The organism is Suilimivivens aceti (genome assembly GCF_025567405.1).
GTDB lineage: Bacteria > Bacillota > Clostridia > Lachnospirales > Lachnospiraceae > Suilimivivens > Suilimivivens aceti.
Genome location: NZ_JAOQKJ010000009.1, coordinates 104335 through 121824, shown reverse-complemented (window position 1 = coordinate 121824; position 17490 = coordinate 104335). Strand labels below are relative to the sequence as shown.

At 44.1% G+C, this 17490-nt stretch carries 14 protein-coding genes and 2 pseudogenes; all 16 read left to right on the top strand.

The annotated features are described in order from the left end of the window. Positions 1–9 precede the first annotated feature (9 nt). Positions 10–201, top strand: a complete 192-nt coding sequence (locus tag OCV77_RS11955) for a transposon-encoded TnpW family protein (protein ID WP_005946147.1) — start codon at positions 10–12, stop codon at positions 199–201. Between the two features lie 134 nt (positions 202–335). Then, positions 336–1943 carry a recombinase family protein gene (locus OCV77_RS11950; protein WP_097800099.1) on the top strand — a complete coding sequence of 536 codons (1608 nt, stop codon included), beginning with the start codon at positions 336–338 and terminating at the stop codon, positions 1941–1943. 99 nt (positions 1944–2042) lie between these two features. Further along, positions 2043–2126 (top strand): annotated as a pseudogene (locus tag OCV77_RS11945) (Maff2 family mobile element protein); the annotation flags it as partial. 3 nt (positions 2127–2129) lie between these two features. Beyond that, positions 2130–3002 carry a VirB6/TrbL-like conjugal transfer protein, CD1112 family gene (locus OCV77_RS11940; protein ID WP_138345502.1) on the top strand — a complete coding sequence of 291 codons (873 nt, stop codon included), beginning with the start codon at positions 2130–2132 and terminating at the stop codon, positions 3000–3002. Between the two features lie 12 nt (positions 3003–3014). Continuing rightward, on the top strand, positions 3015–3422 hold the full coding sequence (locus OCV77_RS11935) for a PrgI family protein (RefSeq protein ID WP_055307226.1): 408 nt from the start codon (positions 3015–3017) through the stop codon (positions 3420–3422). Next, on the top strand, positions 3370–5841 hold the full coding sequence (locus tag OCV77_RS11930; RefSeq protein ID WP_118413195.1) for a VirB4-like conjugal transfer ATPase, CD1110 family: 2472 nt from the start codon (positions 3370–3372) through the stop codon (positions 5839–5841). Before OCV77_RS11935 ends, OCV77_RS11930 begins: the two co-directional genes overlap by 53 nt. Further along, positions 5842–8550, top strand: coding sequence for a CD1108 family mobile element protein (locus OCV77_RS11925; RefSeq protein WP_262575266.1), 2709 nt, complete (start codon positions 5842–5844; stop codon positions 8548–8550). A gap of 18 nt (positions 8551–8568) precedes the next feature. After that, positions 8569–8832: a DUF4315 family protein gene (locus tag OCV77_RS11920; protein WP_055264214.1), complete on the top strand. Its 264-nt coding sequence runs from the start codon at positions 8569–8571 to the stop codon at positions 8830–8832. Beyond that, complete coding sequence (locus tag OCV77_RS11915; protein ID WP_262575264.1) at positions 8807–10552, top strand: CD1107 family mobile element protein; 1746 nt, start codon at positions 8807–8809, stop codon at positions 10550–10552. Before OCV77_RS11920 ends, OCV77_RS11915 begins: the two co-directional genes overlap by 26 nt. A 2-nt stretch (positions 10553–10554) precedes the next feature. Next, positions 10555–12021, top strand: a pseudogene (locus OCV77_RS11910) (DNA topoisomerase); the annotation flags it as partial. 11 nt (positions 12022–12032) lie between these two features. Beyond that, positions 12033–13955 carry a recombinase family protein gene (locus OCV77_RS11905; RefSeq protein ID WP_118667849.1) on the top strand — a complete coding sequence of 641 codons (1923 nt, stop codon included), beginning with the start codon at positions 12033–12035 and terminating at the stop codon, positions 13953–13955. Beyond that, positions 13952–14335 (top strand): TnpV protein, encoded by a 384-nt coding sequence (locus OCV77_RS11900; RefSeq protein ID WP_005930786.1) that lies wholly within the window; start codon positions 13952–13954, stop codon positions 14333–14335. Before OCV77_RS11905 ends, OCV77_RS11900 begins: the two co-directional genes overlap by 4 nt. Before the next feature lie 109 nt (positions 14336–14444). Continuing rightward, positions 14445–14693 (top strand): ferredoxin, encoded by a 249-nt coding sequence (locus tag OCV77_RS11895; RefSeq protein ID WP_262575261.1) that lies wholly within the window; start codon positions 14445–14447, stop codon positions 14691–14693. Continuing rightward, the gene (locus OCV77_RS11890) at positions 14671–14961 is read left to right on the top strand and encodes a molecular chaperone (protein ID WP_253095036.1); all 291 of its coding nucleotides are present in this window, start codon (positions 14671–14673) and stop codon (positions 14959–14961) included. Before OCV77_RS11895 ends, OCV77_RS11890 begins: the two co-directional genes overlap by 23 nt. 264 nt (positions 14962–15225) lie before the next feature. Further along, a complete protein-coding gene (locus OCV77_RS11885; RefSeq protein ID WP_262575260.1) occupies positions 15226–15795 on the top strand; it encodes a DUF6560 family protein in 570 nt (189 codons plus the stop codon). A gap of 89 nt (positions 15796–15884) precedes the next feature. Next, the gene (locus OCV77_RS11880; RefSeq protein WP_262575259.1) at positions 15885–17420 is read left to right on the top strand and encodes a plasmid recombination protein; all 1536 of its coding nucleotides are present in this window, start codon (positions 15885–15887) and stop codon (positions 17418–17420) included. Positions 17421–17490 lie beyond the last annotated feature (70 nt).

Here is a 17490-nt window from a genome sequence, read left to right as displayed (position 1 = left end):
GAGTTGCCTATGGCAGAGAACAAGCAGAACACCACCCCGGAACGCCGCCCGGACTGCGTGACAGAGATCCGCATGGGCAACACCGTCCTTGTCGTTTCCGGCTTTTTCAAAAAAGATACCACCGACACAGCAGCCGATAAGATGATGAAAGTGCTGGAGGCGGAAGCCGCCGCAGGACACAAAGCCCAGCTTTCGCCCTAACGCTACAAGCCGCACAGAAAAATCGTCATTTTACCGGGCGGTAAAGAAGCAGAAGCCGCTATACAGACAGCCGCCCCATGTGGTATAATCGAAATACGGAATAGTGGGGCTGGCTGTCGGAAACGGAGGATTTTATGTTAAGACAGACCACCCAGAAAATCACTGCCCTTTATCCAAGACTATCCCATGAGGACGAGCTGCAAGGCGAAAGTAATTCCATTTCCAACCAGAAGCGTATCCTTGAAACCTACGCAAAGCAGAACGGCTTTTCCAATCTGCGCTGGTACACGGACGATGGCTATTCTGGTGCGAACTTCCAAAGACCGGGCTTTCAATCCATGCTTGCGGACATTGAAGCCGGGAAAGTGGCTACCGTTATCGTAAAGGATATGTCACGGTTAGGGCGAAACTACCTGCAGGTGGGAATGTATACCGAGATGATTTTCCCACAAAAAGGAGTCCGCTTTATCGCCATCAACGATGGAGTAGACAGCGCACAGGGCGACAATGATTTTGCCCCTCTGCGGAACATTTTCAACGAATGGCTGGTGAGAGATACGAGTAAGAAAATCAAAGCTGTAAAACGGTCAAAAGGCATGAGCGGCAAGCCTGTTACGAGCAAACCCGTGTACGGCTACCTCATGGACGAGGACGAAAACTTCATCATTGACGAGGAAGCCGCACCCGTGGTCAAGCAGATATACCGTCTGTGCCTTGCCGGGAACGGTCCGACCAAGATAGCCCGTATGCTGACCGAGCAGGAAATCCCAACGCCGGGAACGCTGGAATACCGCAGGACGGGCAGCACACGCCGCTATCACCCCGGCTATGAGTGCAAATGGGCGACAAATACCGTGGTTCATATCCTTGAAAACCGGGAGTACATGGGCTGTTTGGTGAACTTCAAGACGGAGAAACCGTCCTACAAGACCAAGCACAGCATAGAAAATCCCATTGAGAAACAGGCAATTTTCGAGAACCACCATGAGCCTATCATCGACACCCAGACATGGGAGCGTGTGCAGGAATTACGCAAACAGCGCAAGCGTCCGAACCGCTATGATGAAGTGGGCTTGTTCTCTGGTATGCTCTTTTGCGCGGACTGCGGCAGCGTCATGTATCAGCAGCGTTACCAGACCGATAAGCGGAAACAGGACTGCTATATCTGCGGGAACTACAAAAAGCGCACCCATGACTGCACCGCACATTTTATCCGCACCGACCTTTTGACTGCGGGCGTTCTCTCCAATCTACGGAAAGTGACGAGCTATGCGGCAAAGTATGAAGCCCGGTTTATGAAGCTGCTGATCGAGCAGAACGAGGACGGCGGCAAACGCCGGAACGCCGCCAAGAAAAAGGAACTGGAAGCTGCCGAAAAGCGTATCGGTGAACTTTCCGCTATTTTCAAGCGGCTGTATGAGGACAGCGTAAGCGGTCGCATTTCTGACGAGCGTTTCACGGAGCTTTCGGCAGACTATGAAGCCGAACAGCAGGAATTGAAAGAGCGTGTTGCCAGAATACAGGCGGAGCTTTCCAAAGCACAGGAAGCTACCGTAAACGCAGAAAAGTTTATGAACATTGTCCGCAAGCACATGAACTTTGAAGAACTGACCCACACCCTCTTACGTGAGTTTGTAGAGAAAATCGTTGTGCATGAGTGCAGCTACGATGAAAATGGCACACGCAGACAGGATATTGAGATTTACTATTCTTTCGTCGGCAAGGTGGACTTGCCCGAATGACCGCCTGCCCTATCCAATACCAAAGACAAGTACCGGATAGGAAAGGCAAAATTTTTTACACTTCTATTACTTCTTTATCACACATAAGCAAAATCACAGGGCATCAAGCAGCTTATGAGTGGCGGTGGCATCATCATTGTGGCACAGACGGTAATTCCACAGCTTACCACTCTGTTTTCATAATTCATGGGTGGGATCATTGATAAGATTACTGAATTCATAAAGGAACTGTTGCAGGGGTGGGTTCTGACCAACTTTGAAACCATGTTTACCGATGTTAATGACAAGGTAGGCACGATTGCAGGGGAGGTCAGCAAAACTCCCAGCACTTGGAACTCCGGTATTTTTGACATGATAAAAACCCTGTCCGATAACGTGATGATTCCCATAGCGGGCATGATCATCAGTTTTGTACTCGTCTACGAGCTTATTTCCATGGTTATTGACAAGAATAATCTGCATGACTTCAATACGGCAATTTTTATCCGCTTTTTTATGAAAGCGTGTATTGCAGTCATGCTGTTAAGCAAGACTTTTGACATTGTCATGGCTGTCTTTGATGTGGGAAGCCACATAGTCAATTCAGCAGCGGCAACAATCAGCGGGGAAACCAGTATTGATGTTTCAAGCACGTTGCAGACGATGTTCAATGAGCAGTTCTCGGAGATGAGCATAGGCGAGCTGTTAGGACTGGGGATGGAGACCATGATCGTCAGTTTATGTATGAAAATCATGTCAGTCCTTATCACCGTCATTCTTTATGGGCGAATGATTGAAATATACCTTTATGTATCAGTAGCACCTGTTCCCTGTGCAACCGTAACCAACCGGGAATGGGGAACGATAGGAACGAATTATTTTAAGGGGCTTTGTGCCCTTGCATTTCAGGGATTTTTTATGATGGTATGCGTTGCAATCTATGCGGTGCTTGTGGCTGGTGTGGCAGTGTCCGACAACCTGCATACGGCACTCTGGTCGGTGGCAGCATATACCGTTATTTTATGCTTTTCACTCTTTAAGACTGGTTCATTATCGAAATCTATCTGGAATGCGCACTAAGGGAGGAACGATATGGCAATATCCGTGCAGGTGCCAAAGGATTTGTCCGGTATCAAGACAAAAGTGGCACTGAACTTGACAAAGAGACAGATCATTTGTTTCAGCGGTGCGGCAGTAGCCGGTATACCCTTGTATTTTTTAACCAAGGGACTGATCGGAACATCAGCCGCATCACTTCTTATGATGGGAGCAATGCTTCCGTTCTTCTTTTTTGCGATGTATGAGAAAAACGGGTTTCCGGCGGAGAAGATTTTGTATTTTATGCTCCGGCAGAAGATACTCACACCGGGCATAAGACCATACCGGTCAGAGAACTTATACAAGCAGTTGGAAGAAAAAGAAAAATTACGAAGGGAGGTTCGTTATCTTGAAGAAAAAGCAAAAGGCAGAACCGGAAAGCCGCAGAAAAAGCAGTTATAAAGGCAATAGCAGGAACAACAGTAAAAGTGGCGGTCTTACCTTTTCAGAAAAAAAGCGTCTTATACAGTTAAAGCATATTTTATCGGGAAAGAGCATTGAGAAAGAAAAGCCGACTACCGCACAAAGGACGATCACTTTTGAAAAGATGTTCCGTGACGGTATCTGTCAGGTCAGCCACCGTTATTATACAAAGATGGTGGAATTTTTTGATATAAACTATGAGCTTCTGGAAGTGGATGACCAGGCGGACATACTGGCACAGTACAGCAAGCTTATCAATTATTTTGATCCGTCTGTGAAGTTTGAACTGGTGCTTTTCAACAGGCAGGTCAACGAGCAGATGCTTACAGAACAGTTTGACATTCCGTGGCAGGAGGATGATTTTAACGACATCCGTGAGGAATACACGGAGATGTTAAAGAAGCAGGCGGCAAAGGGCAACAACGGTATCATCAAATCAAAATATCTGATTTTTGGTGTAGAAAGCAACGGCTACAAGGAAGCCAAGAGCCGCCTTAACAACATTGAAAAAGATGTCATACGGAACTTAAACAACATAGGAACCCTTGCGAGGGGACTGGACGGAAAGGAAAGACTGCGCATCCTGCATGAATATTTTAATCAGGATACGATGGAGCCTTTCCGTTTTTCATTTAAGGATTTGGCAGAATCCGGTAAGTCGGTCAAGGACTATATTGCACCGCCGGGATTTGATTTCCGCTATCCGAACCGCTTTAAGTCGGGGAATATGTATGGCTGTGTGTCCTATCTGGATATTATCGCACCGAAGTTTACGGACGAGCTGATCAAGCATCTTCTGGATATTGATGCTAATCTTACGATTTCCATGCACATGCAGACGGAAGATCCGGTAAAGGCAATCAAGAAGTTAAAAGCGGTTATTTCCAATATCCAGAAAATGAAGATTGAAGAGCAGAAAAAGGCAGTCCGAAGCGGCTATGATATGGATATTCTTCCAACAGACATCGTGACTTATGAAAAGGACACGCTGGAATTTCTCGATGATTTGAATACGAGCAACCAGAAGATGATCAACATGACATTCCTTATTACCTGTTATGGCAGAACCAAGCGGGAACTGGAGAGCTTAATGCAGAGGGTGTCCGGTATCATTCAGCAGGCAAACTGTGACCTCAGATGTTTACAGTATTTGCAGGAACAGGGACTTATGGCATCCGCACCGATTGGATGCAATGAGACAGGCATTGAGCGTACTCTTTCCACAAAAAGCACCGCAATCTTAGTACCATTCTGCACACAGGAGTTATTTATGCCTGCACCGGCAATCTATTACGGATTAAATGCACTTAGCAACAACATGATTATGGCAGACAGAAAAAGGCTCCGTACACCAAACGGAGTTATCTTAGGTACTCCCGGAAGTGGTAAGAGTTTTAGTGCAAAGCGTGAGATTTTAAGCTGTTTTCTTATCACAAAGGACGATATTATCATCTGCGATCCGGAGGGAGAGTATTTTGCTCTTGTGGCAGCACTACATGGACAGGTGGTAAAACTTGCCACCAATTCCAAAGACTATCTGAACCCTATGGATATTCAATTGAGCCATAAGGGGGATAAGGAAGCATTAAAACTGAAATCTGATTTTATCATAACATTATGTGACCTGATCGCAGGTGGCAAGGACGGTCTGGAGAACGATGAGAAAGGTATCATCGACGAATGTATCCGTCATATTTATGACAAGTATTTTGAAAATCCGGTGCCGGAAAATATGCCGCTGCTGGAAGATTTATATGATGCCCTGTTAGCACACAAAAATCCAAAGGCGGAGCGTATCGCAAACAGCCTTGTGCTGTATGTGCATGGTTCCCAGAATTACTTCAACCACCATACCAACGTAGACAGCGGCAATCGTATCATGTGCTTTGACATCAGAGATTTGGGAAACCAGTTGAAAGAGCTGGGTATGTTAATCGTGCAGGATGCGGTTTGGAACAGGGTATCGCAGAACAGGGAGCGAAAGATTGCTACCCGTTATTACTGTGATGAGTTCCACCTTCTTCTGAAGGAGAAGCAGACAGCTATTTATTCCGTGGAAATCTGGAAGCGTTTCAGAAAATGGGGCGGTATTCCGACAGGTTTGACGCAGAACGTGGGCGATTTTCTTCGTTCTGAGGAGATTGAAGGTATTTTGGGTAACAGCGATTTTGTGTATCTGTTAAATCAGAATGCCAAAGATCAGGCAATTCTCGCTGATAAGCTGGGACTTTCTGATAAGCAGCTTTCCTATGTCACCAACTCCGAGCCGGGAAGTGGTCTGATACTGTTTGACAATGTGGTAATTCCATTTGTAGACAAATATCCGACAGACACCAAGACTTACAGAATTATGAATACCAAGCCGGAGGAATCGGTGCAGAAGGAGGACGCAGTGTAAATGGCAGAAAAAAGACAGAAGAAGCAGGCGGCAAAGGCATTTGAAAAAGAGACATTTTCCAAAGATAAGGAAGTGACTGGAGTAAAACATATAGAACACAGGCAGGACAACACCTTTTCTGTGGAAAACCAGTTTAGTGCCAGCGAGAAGCCTGTGAGCAATCTGCCAAGGGATGCGAACCATGGCAGTCGTACAGGAAAAGCAACTTCTGGTCACAGCGTCCAGAAGTCAGAGTTTAATACTGGGACAGAATACAGGAAAAATAATAAGAAAAAATATTACCGACAGCAACAACAGGACACTTCTGGTCACAATGCCCAGAAGTCGGAAGCCGAAGAGGAAAAGACATTCTTAAAGGAAAACAGCTTTATCAATGAGGAAAACGGTAATGCTACAAATTTCCATACAGAGGACGCAGACAGTTTTCAGGACAATTACCACGTTAGAAATACCTACCAACGGTCTGAGGAAAAAGGAAAATATCACAAAAGGCGTGTGCAGAGAGAACATGCACACAGAGAGCGTGCAAAGTCAGAAAATGCAAAGCAGTCCGATTATGGAGATCTTCAGACAAAGGACGCCACATTTTCGCAGGGGCAGGCGGACGAATTTACAGACCAAAAAGTACAGAAGGCTTTTGATAAGTCGGAAAAGAACCGCCGAAAGTTGCAGAAAGCAAAGGACAAGATGCCGACAAAGCGGCAGTATGAGATGAAGCGTGTCTTTGATGAACAGACCGGAAAAGCAAAGTATGTTGTGGTTCCGGTGGATGTGGAGAAGCCATTTAAACCGGATGGACTGGGAAAAACTGCGGTTCACAAGCTCCAGACCGAAAATATGTATTTTGTGCATCGCAAGATTGCAGAGACAGAAAAGGATAATTCTGCTGTGGAGGGCGCACACAAGACGGAACAGCGAGCCGAGGATATTTACCACTATATGAAGTATCACCGCAAGAGCAAGGCACAGAGAAAGCGTGACCGCTTAGAGCGATTGCACAAAAAACAGGTTACAGCGGATATGAAGCTGGAGTATGAGAAATTCATCAGTGAAAATCCACATCTAAAGGGCAACAGTCCAAAGAAGCAGTTGCAAAGGCAGCTACAGAAACAGCGCATCAAGCGTGAGTATGCCAAGGCAAGGCGGGTAGGAGCAGAAGCCAAGACTGCAAAGGAAACATTTACAAAGACAGCCAATGCTGCAACCGGGATTGCAAAGAAGTTACAGGAAATTGCCACGAAAAATAAAACACTGATTATCACAGTGGGTATTTTTGCACTTCTGCTCATTATGATCATGTCGGCACTATCAAGCTGCGGTTCCATGTTTACCGGAACTGTGACAACAACGATGGCAAGCACATATCTTAGCCTTCCGGCAGAGATTGATGCAGCAGATTTATCTTTTACAGAAAAGGAAATGGAACTGCAAAATAAGATTGACCGGATTGAAACTGATTATCCGGGATATGATGAATACGATTATAACCTTGGTGCAATCGGGCATGATCCGTACACACTGATCAGTTATCTTTCCGCAGTCCATACGGAATTTACTGCCGCAGGAATAGAGAGTGAGATTCAGGAATTATTTGATGCCATGTATTCACTCACTACCGAGGAAGTAGAGGAAACACGGACAAGGACAGTCACAAAGACCGGAACCAGAATAGTAACAAATCCGGACGGGACTACCCATACCGAGGAATATGAGTACGAGGAGGAAGAAGAATATACCGTAACAATTCTTCGTGTCACACTTACGGTCACACCGCTTGAGAGCATTGTAGCCGGACGCATGGACAGCGAACAGACGGAAATTTTTGGAGCCTATACGGAGACAAAAGGCGGCTTACAGGTCTTTGCTTCTCCGGTTGATTATTACTGGTATTACTATATCAGCAGTTATTATGGCTACCGGAAAAATCCAAACACCGGAGCCGAGGAGCTTCACAGGGGTGTGGATATAGCGGTGCCGACAGGAACGTTTGTATATGCGGCACATGATGGAACGGTAACAGAAGCAACTTACGATTCCTATTATGGAAATTATGTGGTGATTACGGACAGTAAGGGATATACCACAAAATATGCCCACATGGACAGCTTAAATGTGTCCGCAGGGCAGAGTGTAAAAAAAGGTGACAATATAGGCAAAAGCGGAAATACAGGAAGCAGTACCGGAAGCCACCTTCATATCGAATGTCTGTATAACGGGGAATATTATAACCCGTTATTTTATTTTGAAGCAGGAGAACAGACCATTTATGGAGAAACAACGGGCGGCACCGGAGGAGGAACCAGCAATGTGATACCGCCGGAATCCTATGATGATGCAACCGTACAGACGCTTATGCGTGAAGCAAACAGGTATCTGGGAATGCCATATACTTTTGGCGGCACAGCTCCGGCTAGTTTTGACTGTTCCGGTTTTGTATGCTGGGTATTTTCAAACAGTGGCGTACATAACCTGCCAAGAACCACAGCACAGGGCATTTATGACCAGTGTACTCCGGTATCAGCGGCAGATGCAAAGGCAGGGGACATTATATTTTTTACAGGAACCTATAATGCAGGACGTCCGGTTACACACGTTGGTATCTACTGTGGAAACGGTACGATGGTGCATTGCGGTGATCCAATTCAGTACACATCAATCAATACTTCTTACTGGCAGAGCCATTTCTATGGTTTTGGAAGATTGAATTAGCGAAGGGAGGAATTATTTTTGTCAGTAGAACGAATCAATTCACAGCTTAAAAAGGTCAGAGAGCAGATAGCACAGCTACAGGCAAAGGAAAAAGACCTTGCAGAACAGAAACAGATGGCGGAGGATGCCGAAGCCATGAAGATCATACGAAAATATAAAATCTCATCGGAGCGTTTGCAGATGTTAAACAAGCTCAGTGAGGATGAAGTCAGAAATTTATTACAGAAACGGGAACAGGAAAAGGAGGTTTCAATCAATGAAAAACAGGAAATTATCGGCTAGGGCGGTAGTGTCCCTTATGCTGTCGGCAATACTTTTTTGTATGCCGATGGGGGCATTTTTTGCCAACAGGACAAATACGATAGAGGTTCATGCGGAGGATACTGCCGAGCAGAAAACGGAAAGTGCAAGTGACGCAGAAAATACAGTTACACCCGGCAATGGCAGGGAAGAAAATTCAGGAACAGATACCGGAGAGGGAAAGACGGAAAATTCCACAGAAGGCACAACAGAAGATTCGCCTGAAGAAACACAGCCTGCCGCAAAATGCACCTGCAAAGAAAAGTGCAGCCAGTATGCGGTGGATGAAGATTGTGAGGTGTGTGCAAAGAACTATAAGGAATGTACCTATATCAATCCGAGCGTAAAAATCACAATCAATACACCTTCTGGGTGGCATAACGATACCACTAAGGTGATAGTCAAAGTAGAAGATACGATAGTTTCCGGTAATTTTACCGTTCAGACAGTAAAGGCGAAAGTCGGGCAGAATGGAAGCTGGACAGATATTACCGAGGATATGTACATAGAGATTTCCGAAAACAGCACTATTTATGTGCAGGTCACAGACCAGAAGGGCAAGACCTATGAGAAAAATCGCTATATCAAGTGCTTTGATTTTACGAAGCCTACCTTAAATGCGGCAGTCAGCGATGGTCTATTGAGTATTCAGGCACATGATACGGATTCCGGTATCAAGGCAATCTATGTCAATGGCTATGAGTTTACCGACCATACGAATGGTGCTTTGAATATCCGTCTGCAACAGTTTGATGCAGGATATCAGTATTTCACGATTTCAGCCATGGATAATGCAGGAAATACCTCAGAAATCTATAAAACAGCCAATCCGTATTACACCGATCCGGAAAACAAGGACAGCAATGAAAAAGATCCGGCACAGCAGCTCCCGGTGGATGCGTCGGCAACCAAACCTAGCTCTGCAACCGCACAGGTCACAGAACATACAAAAACGGATGTGAATGGAAATACAGTTTCCCAGACAGGCAGTGGAACAAATTCAAGCAGTTCCGCAATAGCAAAGCAATCTCCAAGTATGGGAGATACTTCTAAGGATACCGACCAGAGCAGTGACAGCCAGACTTCTGAAAAAGGCAAGGAATTTTATACAATCCAGACTGCATCAGAAAAGGTATTTTATCTGGTGATTGATCGTGACGGGGTAGATGAAAAGGTATATTTCCTTACCGAAGTCAGTGAAAATGACCTGTTAAATACCACAACGGATAACAGCGAGACACTTCCGAAAAATTCAGCAGCATTGGAATCTGCAATTCCTACCAAAGACAGTGCATTGTCAAATAATAATGCAGATACCACAGGAGATAAAACACAGGGAGCAGAAAGTGTTGAGGACAGCACCGAAGATAGCACGGAAGATACAAGTGAGCCGAAAGAGGATACCGCAAAAGCAGATGGTTCCGGCTTTACATATATTTTAATAGGCATTGCTGCGGTAGCTGTGATCGGAGTGGTATATGTTGTGAAGTCTAAGAAGAAAAAGGAAAACTTCATTGATGAGGATGAAGATGAGGACGAGCTTGACGAGGACTATGATTATGAGGACGAGGACGAAGCCGAGCAGGATTCAGACGAAGCATTCTTAAATGGTGGCGATGATACAGAATCAGAGGACACAGGCGAGAATGACAGTGAAGATAACAGTGACAACGATAATGATGAAGAAAACGGGGAGGAATAGAGATGGAGCTTGTAATTGCAGAGAAGCCGAGCGTGGCACAGAGCATTGCGGCAGTTCTTGGTGCCACACAGCGTAAGGACGGTTATTTGGAAGGCAATGACTATCTGGTATCATGGTGTGTGGGACATCTGGTAGAACTGGTACAGCCGGAAAGCTATGAGGAAGCATGGAAGAAATGGAGTTATGACAATCTTCCGATCATCCCACAGGAATGGCAGCATGAAGTGAAAAGTGATACGAAAGCACAGTATCAGATTTTGAAAAAACTTATGCATGATGACAGGGTGGATGCAGTCGTGTGTGCTACCGATGCCGGAAGGGAGGGAGAGTTGATCTTCCGCCTGACCTACAACATGGCAGGGTGCAGAAAACCGATGAAACGATTATGGATTTCTTCCATGGAGGAGAGTGCTATCCGTGACGGCTTCCATAATCTTCGTCCAGGCAGTGATTATGACAATCTGTACAAGTCAGCACTATGCAGGCAGGAAGCAGACTGGCTTGTGGGTATCAATGGCACTAGGCTTTTTACGGTATTGTATGGTGGCAAGGCATTAAAGGTCGGCAGAGTGCAGACACCGACACTTGCCATGCTGGTAGACCGTGAAAGTAAAATCATGAATTTCAAGAAAGAAGCCTATTATATGGCTCATATCATGGAAAATGGTCTGGATGCTGTATCGGAGCATATCAGTGATAAAACGGAAGCAGAGAGGATTGCAGGAGCCTGTGAAAACGGACAGGCTCTTGTCACTTCTGTGATAAAGGAAGAAAAGTGGGTGGCACCACCGAAACTCTATGACCTTACCACACTCCAGAGGGATGCAAACCGTCTGTTTGGCTTTACTGCCAAGCAGACATTGGAATATACGCAGAGCCTTTATGAGAAAAAGTTAGTAACATATCCGAGAACAGACAGCCAGTACCTTTCCGATGACATGGAGGGAACAGCGAAAAATGTGATTGAAGCAATTTTCAATTCGCTGTTATTTGAGCAGAATATCATGTTCAATCCAGATATTAAAAGAATTTTGAATAGCAAGAAAGTGACAGACCACCATGCAATCATTCCGACCATGGAGATCATCAAACAGGACTTAAAGGTGATTCCTGAGAGTGAAATGAAGATCCTTTCATTATGTGCGAACCGTCTGCTGTGTGCAACCGGGGAGAAGCACATTTATAATTCCACAAAGGCAGAGCTTACCTGCAACGAGATTGTGTTTAAGGTATCCGGTAAGGAAGTATGGAAAAATGGATGGAAGGAATTTGATGATTTCTTCAAAAATTCCTATAAGACCACAGAGGATAAATCGGATGCCGAGGAAGAAAAGAAGCTGCCGGAGCTTCGTGAGGGCATGATGATTGCAGTGGAGCAGACAAAGGTTTCCGAGCATTTCACACAGCCACCGAAACATTATACTGATGTGATATTTTGTGAGCGTAAGGAGTGGATAGGAATTGAAGAAAGGAGTTCAGCATGAGAAGAAAAAAAGATAGAAGCAATGGCATTACTGCTTTGTATGAAAGACTGTCTCGTGATGACGATAATGCTGGCGAGAGTAATAGTATCGTTCATCAAAAGCAAATGCTTGAAGATTATGCTATAAAACATGGCTTTACGAATCTTGTTCATTTTACCGATGATGGTTGGAGTGGAGCAACTTTTGACAGACCTTCATGGAACAGACTTGTTGAAGGTGTTAAAAACGGAGAAATCACTGCCTGTATCTGCAAGGATATGTCCAGAATTGGCAGAGATCATCTGCAAGTAGGTTTTTTCACTGACATTCTGTTTAGAGAAAAGGAAGTTCGATTTATAGCAATCAATAATGGTATTGACAGTGACCGTCAAGAAACCAGTGAGTTTGCCCCTTTTCTGAATATCATGAATGAGTGGTTTGTCAGGGATACAAGTAAGAAAATTAAAGCTGTACTGAAATCCAGAGGTTCTTCCGGCAACGCTCATACAAGTAATATCCCACCATACGGCTATTTGAAAGACCCAGAAAACCCCGACCATTGGATTATTGATGAAGAAGCTGCTGAAGTAGTCCGCAGAATTTATCGTATGACTATTGAGGGAAAAGGACCTTATCAGATAGCAAGAGAACTTTCAGAAGAAAAAATTGAAAGACCATCTTATTATCTTGGCAAAAAGGGACTTGGAAATCATGCAAGCAACTATGACAAAGAAAATCCGTATATGTGGCGAGGAAATCAGGTTACTACTCTGATTGCCCGACCAGAGTATATCGGAAAGACTGTCAACTTCAGGACATTCAAAAATTCCTATAAGGACAAAAAGACGAAAAGGGCAGATAAGGAAGATTGGGTGGTTTTTGATGATACACAAGAGCCTATTGTCGATGAAGAAACATGGATGCTTGCTCAAAAGTTAAGACAGAATGTAAGAAAAGCAGACCCTATGGGTGAGCCTAATGTTCTAACCGGAAAGATTTACTGTGCTGACTGTGGTGCGCCGATGTATAATCACAGGCAACGAAAAGGGCGTGAAAGAATATACTATACTACCAAAGGCGAAAAGCGGATAAGCCATTCAAATCCGGCAGATTGTTATGAATGTTCCACTTATAATCTTGCTTATCAGAAGTATGACCGGCATTGTACTTGCCACCATATTTCAACAAAAGCACTTAAAAGCATCATTCTGAAAACCATACAAGAGACTTGCCATTATGTTTCTTTGAATGAGCAGGAGTTTGTCTATTCTCTGCAAGAAGAATCGGCGATGAAAGATATTGCTGTTTCTGAAACTGTAAAAAACCGCATTGAAAGAAATCAGAAGCGAGTTCACGAACTGGATATGCTTATCAGGAAAATCTATGAAGATAATGTGATTGGAAGATTGCCGGACAGACTTTTTCAGAGTATGCTTACTGATTATGAAAATGAGCAGAACGAGCTGAACAAGATTATTGAGACTGACACCGCTGATATGCAACGGATTATAGGCGGTCAAAATAATGTGGAGCGTTTTCTAAAGCTGGTTAAAAAGTATGAGAACATTACAGAACTTACTCCTGCCATGATAAATGAATTTATCGACAAAATTCTGGTTCACGAGCCACAAGGAAAAGGTGCAGACCGCACCACAGAGGTGGAGATATATCTTAACTATGTCGGGCAATTTCAAGTACCTGTGGAGCAGCATGAACCAACAGAGGAAGAAAGGATTGCTGCTGAAAAAGAGGCGGAACGACTTCGCAGAAAACGAGAATCCAATCGTAAGTATATGAAAAAGATTCGTGAGAAATCAAAAGAATTTGCGGAGCATGAGCGTATAGCAGAAGAAAAAAGTTCTGATAGCAATGTGTGTGTTGAACAGAACGCCACAAGCAAATCAAATCGGCAAAAAGTGAAAGGAGAAAAAATAGCATGACAGAATTGAAATCACGAATCCATGACAAAAGCAACGGTCTGGACTATGTTCTTGTGGGCGATTACTATGTGCCGGACTTGAAGCTACCGGAGGAACACCGCCCTATCGGTATGTGGGGCAGACTGCACAGGACATATTTGGAGCAGTACCGCCCTACAAGGTTCTCTGCCCTCTGTTTATCCGGCGAACTGCATACTTACCTTGCTGACCTGGACGAACAGGCAACGGAAAGATGCAGCCTTATCATTGAGCAGATGAAACAAGCCGAGGGTGTGACCGAAACCATGAAAGCAGACAATCAGATGTTGTGGGTACAGTCCATGAACTCTATTCGTAACCGAGCCGAAGAAATCATCAGACAGGAAATGATTTACTGCTGATTTTATCAAGTCCAAAACCAACAAATTTATATCGTAAACGAAGCGACAGGTATTTCCTTATGAAGTGTCTGTCGCTTTTCATTTATCAAACTTTAAGGAGGAAAACACAATGAAGATGAACCGGAATGAAATGGAAGCCCTTTATGCCTTTGGCTGTCCGAACCTGAAAGCAACTGTCGAGCGTTTGCGTATGGTAGCTGCCCTTGCACCCGATCCAGTGGCGAAGAAGCTGTTTTATATGCTTTCCGTTAAGCTGAGTGCTGAAGGTGTTGAAAGGTGGTATCGCTGCTTTTACTGCAAGCTGCGTGTGTTGAAAAACCATAGGGAGGGCTGCTATGACAAGACTGACAAAGATTGAGAAAGAAACAATCGTTCTCTTTAATGAGGGCGAGGATAAGGCAAATATCTACACCCACAATGCCGGATTGAAAAAGAGGTTGGCTGCTTTTGCTAAGAAGTACCCTGACCTTTGCAGACTGGAAAAATCCAATGCTCAAGGCGGTGTTTCTTATGAGCTGGCAAAATCCCGTCTGTCTATCCGCTTCCTGCCGCCTTACAGTGAGGAACGCAGACAGAAAGCCAGCGAATATGCGAAAAAGCATGGGCTGAACAGTCAGCAGGGATAATGTGATAATCAGGGCTGATATGCGGTTAAAATGTCAGGTGCAGACCTGATGTTTTGACCGTTGCCTATCGTCTGCAAGGAAAGTATCGGGGACTATGGATTTTGCGGAAATGTGCGTTACAGGGCTTGAACAGGAACTCTGCACACAAAATTTTTTCTTCCATTCTTTAAGTTGATGAAGTATAATGAGATATGAAAAATTGAGGTTTTTAATACTCGATTTCAAACAATCATTTTTATATAGCTGGAACTATGGAGGGCAAAAATGAATAATTTTTTACGAATGTGTTTGAATATAATTACACAAATAGGTCCCTATTTAGTTGTACTTCTTCTTTTGAAATATCTTGTAAATCTTCAACAAAAGAGAGCTAAAGAACGAGAGGAAGAACAGAAAAAGGGAATAATTAGGACGCATTATATAATAAAAACCGAAAAAGTACTTACTATGTTTTTTGTATTGGCGGTGTTTCTTTTTGGGGGAGCTACGGTAGCCAGTGCTATTCAACAAGATGATTTATTGCCACCAATTGGTTTTAGTATTTTCTTTATTGTTTCTTTAATCGGCTCATTGAACATGATTATGTGGAAACTGGAAGTGAACGGAGATGAAATCACATGGCGTTCAACTTTTGGAAGAAAGAGAACTTTTCGCTTTGAAGATATTACATATTGTGAGAGAAAGAAAGGTTCTATGCGTGTATATGTAAATGGAGAAAAATTATTTACCATTGATAGTAATATTGACAAAGAAGAATTTATGGAGGACATAAAAAGGAGAAGAATCCCTATAAAATCTTACTGGGCAAATCAGCATAAGAAAAATCGTAAATGACATAGATTTTATAACAGTACAATATTAGATAACTGAATATGACCGTTAAGGTCAGATGAAGAAACCGATGTATTGAGCGTAAAGCGATCATGCGTCGGTTTTTCTTTTTGCAAAATAGTCCGGTGGACTGTTTTGTAAAACCGAAGGAACTGACAGAGCTTGGGACGGGGCGAAGTCAGTTTGTTCGGGCGGGAGTACAGAGGGTGCAACCCTTTGTGCATGGGTACAGGGAATGCAATATCCCTGTGCAGGTCAAGGGCGGCAGCCTTGCCCAGTTAAGTGGCGTTTCGCCACTTAGTACTGGGTATTACTTGACGCAGAAAGCCGCAAGGAATCAGCTTCGCTGCCCTTCTCCCCTGTCGGGGAAATCAAAAAGAAAAGGAGGAACTCATGTGAAATTAACAAGGCACAATGGACGAGCTGGAAAGAATGGCGTTTATAATCCGAAGCACAATGACCGCAGTTTTGACATTGCCAACAGCGAACACATTGACGAAGAACGAGCCAAACAAAATCTCTATTGGGACTGTTACAATGGCTTCCGCAATTTCAAAAATCCCGATAAGGAAAATGAGCTGTCTGCCACTTTTGAAGATGTGGAACAGCTTTTTTATCGTCAGCGGTATCGTGATTTTGTAACCGGACAAAACGAAAGAAATGTGAAGAACCGACACCCTGAAAGGAATAAGGAAACCGGTGATTTACTCAAAAGCAAAAAGACCTGTCCAGAGGAAACGGTCTATCAGATTGGAACACTTGATAATCATGTTCCACCGGAACTGCTCATTGAGATTGTCACAGAATTTATGGAAATCGTAAATGAGCGTTTCGGCTCTCATGTCCATATCCTGAATTGGGCGCTGCACTTGGATGAAAGCACCCCTCATATTCACGAGCGTCATGTGTTCGACTGTGAAAATCAATATGGAGAGATTGCCCCACAACAGGAAAAGGCTTTGGAAGCATTGGGGTTTGAACTGCCGGAACCGGAGAAGCCAGTCGGAAGAAAAAACAACCGCAAGATGACTTTCGATTCAGCTTGCCGAGTGCTGCTGTTTGATGTGGCGAAAAAGCATGGCTTACAACTGGAAGAAGAACCGGAATATGGTGGTCGTGCATATCTGGAAAAACAGGACTATATTCTTTTCAAGCAAAAGGAGCAACTGGCAGCACAGGAGCAAAAGTTGGAAGAACTCACGATGAAGATTGAAGATGTGGAAGCTTTGGTGGACGAGGTTGCCGATATTGCCTATGACAAGGCGGTTGAGGTCGTTGCTGATACTGTAAAACTGGAAACGCACAAGGAGGATATTAAGCTGGTGGAGCAGTCTAAGGCGTGGGTTCTCTCCCCTGAGCGTAAGGCTTCAAAGAAAGAAGTTGAGTATGCAGTGAAACGATTGGATGGCGTGATTGCCAGAATCACAAATGCTATGAAATCAACTATTCAGAAAATCCAAACTACGCTGATGAAACCGGAGGTCAAAAAAGCCGGAACGGAGCAAATCAAGAAGAAAGCCAAAAGTTCCATTATAGAGCAGTTGAGCCGCAAGAAGAAGGAAATGGCAGAGCGTGAAGTCAGCCGGACAATTCCGGCGAAAAGCAAAAAACAGGATATGGAACTTTAAGGCACTTGCTATTTTCGTTTTGAAAATGACAGGTGCTTTTGCTTTAGGGAGCAGGAAAATATCTTCCATT

Bases quoted from the DNA above. Each gene is read 5' to 3' on its own strand.
- OCV77_RS11925 (WP_262575266.1), top strand. From the start codon at position 5,842: ATGGCAGAAAAAAGACAGAAGAAGCAGGCGGCAAAGGCATTTGAAAAA.
- OCV77_RS11905 (WP_118667849.1), top strand. From the start codon at position 12,033: ATGAGAAGAAAAAAAGATAGAAGCAATGGCATTACTGCTTTGTATGAA.
- OCV77_RS11950 (WP_097800099.1), top strand. From the start codon at position 336: ATGTTAAGACAGACCACCCAGAAAATCACTGCCCTTTATCCAAGACTA.
- OCV77_RS11895 (WP_262575261.1), top strand. From the start codon at position 14,445: ATGAAGATGAACCGGAATGAAATGGAAGCCCTTTATGCCTTTGGCTGT.
- OCV77_RS11955 (WP_005946147.1), top strand. From the start codon at position 10: ATGGCAGAGAACAAGCAGAACACCACCCCGGAACGCCGCCCGGACTGC.
- OCV77_RS11935 (WP_055307226.1), top strand. From the start codon at position 3,015: ATGGCAATATCCGTGCAGGTGCCAAAGGATTTGTCCGGTATCAAGACA.
- OCV77_RS11940 (WP_138345502.1), top strand. From the start codon at position 2,130: ATGGGTGGGATCATTGATAAGATTACTGAATTCATAAAGGAACTGTTG.
- OCV77_RS11900 (WP_005930786.1), top strand. From the start codon at position 13,952: ATGACAGAATTGAAATCACGAATCCATGACAAAAGCAACGGTCTGGAC.
- OCV77_RS11890 (WP_253095036.1), top strand. From the start codon at position 14,671: ATGACAAGACTGACAAAGATTGAGAAAGAAACAATCGTTCTCTTTAAT.
- OCV77_RS11915 (WP_262575264.1), top strand. From the start codon at position 8,807: ATGAAAAACAGGAAATTATCGGCTAGGGCGGTAGTGTCCCTTATGCTG.
- OCV77_RS11885 (WP_262575260.1), top strand. From the start codon at position 15,226: ATGAATAATTTTTTACGAATGTGTTTGAATATAATTACACAAATAGGT.
- OCV77_RS11880 (WP_262575259.1), top strand. From the start codon at position 15,885: ATGCGTCGGTTTTTCTTTTTGCAAAATAGTCCGGTGGACTGTTTTGTA.